At 47.9% G+C, this 3224-nt stretch carries 3 protein-coding genes; 2 read left to right on the top strand and 1 reads right to left on the bottom strand.

The window, feature by feature from the left end; all coding sequences use genetic code 11:
- Positions 1-215: YjbQ family protein (locus AB7S66_RS12190; protein WP_428520385.1), on the bottom strand; the 215-nt coding region annotated here is incomplete at its 3' end.
- 264 nt (positions 216-479) lie between these two features.
- Between AB7S66_RS12190 and AB7S66_RS12185 the strand changes: the two genes are divergently transcribed.
- Together AB7S66_RS12185 and AB7S66_RS12180 are read left to right on the top strand one after the other, a co-directional pair.
- Positions 480-974, top strand: coding sequence for a complex I 24 kDa subunit family protein (locus AB7S66_RS12185; RefSeq protein ID WP_198891403.1), 495 nt, complete (start codon positions 480-482; stop codon positions 972-974).
- The coding region (locus tag AB7S66_RS12180) for an NADH-ubiquinone oxidoreductase-F iron-sulfur binding region domain-containing protein (protein WP_428520383.1) at positions 971-3224 on the top strand (2254 nt) is incomplete at its 3' end. The genes AB7S66_RS12185 and AB7S66_RS12180, both read left to right, overlap by 4 nt.

Below are 3224 nucleotides of genomic sequence, written 5' to 3'. Positions count from 1 at the left end.
GGAGCCAGTTTCTCAAGCCAACGTTCATAGTCCTGATGCAGACCACTCTCATCATCGTTGATGAATACACTGGCTGTGATATTCATCGCATTGATCAATACCAAGCCTTCCTTGATACCACTCTCATCAATAGCATCCTGGACATCACTGGTAATGTTTACTAATCCTCTTCTGGTAGGGAGATGGAAAAACAGTTCTTTCCTATAGTGTTTCATGCGTTCCTCCTTCGTATAGCATATGTAAAAATCCAAATGAAGGTCAAATGGGATAATTGATTTATTAATATACTGATATTCACATAAAAGTATAAATAATGTAAAATATAGCTATATTATATAGATAATAAGTATATATTTAATCTTGCATTCAGAGAAATGCTGGTTTAGAATTAACTTGATCTTCTGGAACTGCTACTACCATATTTGGTGGTATTTGCAATACAAAGGGTGTGTCCCGTGTTTTTTCCCAAGGAGGTCCTCATGCATGATCGAGCGAACGAGATTGCGGCGATTGTTTCTCAGCATAGAGAGCGACATGGTGCGCTTCTCTCCATACTGGAAGCAGTTCAGCGTACAAATGAGCACAACTATCTTCCCAAACAAGAACTGGTAATGGTAGCCAAAGAGCTGGGAGTCCCTCTCTCCCAAGTCTATTCGGTTGTCACCTTCTATGCTTTCTTCAATCTGAAAGCACAAGGCGAACATGTAATTACCGTTTGCCGAGGAACAGCATGTCACACCAGGGGCTCAAAGCCCTTGCTCGACAAGGTGTTGCATATGCTCGGCGTTGAATTGGACGAAGATGGGATGGCTACCACCCCTGACTATCGTTTTACCGTACATACCGTGGCTTGTTTTGGGCAATGTGCACTTGCTCCGGTCATTGCCATCGATGGAGTGATTCACTCCATGGTAACCGAAGAAAAACTCACTACCATGATAGAAGCCCTCTCGGCGCAGAAGGAGGGAGCATGAGCAGCATATTGGATCGGTTGGACAATGAAGGAAGAAAGAACCTCTATCCGGAAATTCCTGCAATTGCTGTTGGAATGGGAACATGCGGAATAGGAAGCGGTGCTGATGTACTCTTTAGCGCATTCCAGACTCTCAAAAAGAACCAGAACGATGCTTTCATGCTTCGCTCAGTCGGTTGTTTTGGCTGTTGTAGTGAAGAACCACTTGTGCTGTTGTTCATCCCTGGAAAGCCGATGGTGCTCCTGCACAAGGTAGGGGAAGCAGACTGTGCACCTATAGTAAAAGCACTTCTTGATGGCACATATTATAGAGAAAAAGCATTCTGTAAGATTAGCAAATGGGACCATCATCTCTCTCTACATGAATATGGAGAGGACTACCCGGAACTTCCTGAATGGAATGAAATACCGTTCTTCCATCCACAAGTAAAACTGGTGTTGCGTGATGCTGGCATTATCGACCCAACCAACATCGCTGAGTATGTCGCTGTTGGTGGATACAGAGCACTGGAGAAAGCGCTCTTTACCATGAACAGGGAAAGTGTTCTTGGGGAAGTCAAGTCATCAAAGCTCAGGGGACGCGGCGGCGCTGGTTTCCCTACCGGCCTGAAATGGGAGTTGATGAAAAAAGAAGAGTCGGAGAAGAAGTACTTGATCTGTAACGCGGATGAAGGGGACCCTGGTGCATACATGAATCGTAATGAGATGGAGAGTGATCCCCATATGCTCCTTGAGGGCATGTTGATCGCAGCCTATGTGACAGGTGCGGATGAGGGGATCATCTATGTTCGTGCAGAGTACCCCTTGGCAGTAAAACGGCTGAGCAGAGCAATCCAGGATGCCTATGCCAATAATCTGTTGGGAGATGATATCCTTGGAGCAAATATGCGTTTCAATCTGCAGGTTGTGGAAGGAGCCGGGGCATTCGTCTGTGGAGAGGAAACAGCATTGATTGCTTCCCTGGAAGGGAGAGCTGGACGACCTCGATCGAAACCACCATTCCCCAGCCAGAAAGGATATCTTGGGTATCCTACCACCATCAACAATCTCGAGACCTGGTGCAATATCCCTCTCATCATCGGGAAGGGGAGTGACTGGTTTAACAGTTACGGCATTCCTTCCTCACCCGGAACAAAAGTGTTTTCCTTGGTAGGTAAAGTCAAGCATACCGGGTTGGTTGAACTCCCCTTGGGAGAGAAGCTGACAACCTTGGTCTATGAGGCAGGTGGGGGATCGGTTTCTAAAACAAAACGCATCAAGGCAGTACAGAGTGGAGGCCCCTCAGGAGGGTGCATTCCCGCACGCCTCTTCGATAAGCGTATTGACTATGAGAGCTTGGCGGCCTTGGGTTCCATCATGGGATCTGGAGGTATGGTTGTCATGGACAATGACAACTGCATGGTGGACTCAGCACGCTATTTTGTTGAATTCACGACCAAGGAGTCCTGTGGCAACTGCACCCCTTGCAGGGAAGGCCTCTCACAGGTACTTTCCATCCTCAACAGGATTACCAAGGGAGAAGGAAGGAAAGAAGATCTGCTGATGTTGGAGACCTTGGGTGCCCATATCAGTGATACTGCAATGTGCGGACTTGGCCAGTCTGCTACCAATCCTGTGCTTACCACCCTACGTTATTTCCCAGAGGAGTATGAGAGCCATATTGTAAGAAAGCATTGCTCAGCTGGAACCTGTGAAGCGCTGGTGGATGAGCTCTGTTCAAACTCCTGTCCACTTTCCATGAGGATCCCTGCCTATATTGCACTGCTCAGGGAGAATCGATTGGTAGAGGCCTTCACCTCCACCTTGGAAGACAACCCCCTCCCTGGAACATTGGGAAGAATATGCCATTTCCACTGTCAGATGAGGTGCAGACGCGACACCTTGGATGCTCCTGTGCATCAGGGGGAACTGCATCGTTACCTTGCAGATACGCTCTACAAGATGGGTAACGAGCAGGATGTGTATCAGGAGATGGTTGCAAGGATTCCTGCCTCCACCGGTAAAAAGATTGGAATTGTGGGAGCAGGCCCCGCTGGTCTGAGTGCAGCCTTCTACCTTGTTCGTCTTGGGCATGGGGTGACCATCTACGATGAGCATAGTGAAGCAGGTGGTGTGCTTCGTTACGGCATACCAAGCTATAGACTGCCAAGAGAAGTGCTTGCAAAGGAGTTGGAGCTCTTTGAGCAACTTCCCATCACCTTTGCCTTCAACAAGCGACTCGGTAAGGACATGTGGCTCTCTGATCTCAAGG

The organism is Sphaerochaeta sp. (assembly GCF_050178175.1).
In the GTDB taxonomy this organism is placed as follows: domain Bacteria; phylum Spirochaetota; class Spirochaetia; order Sphaerochaetales; family Sphaerochaetaceae; genus Sphaerochaeta.
This window is presented reverse-complemented; position numbering and strand designations above follow the sequence as displayed.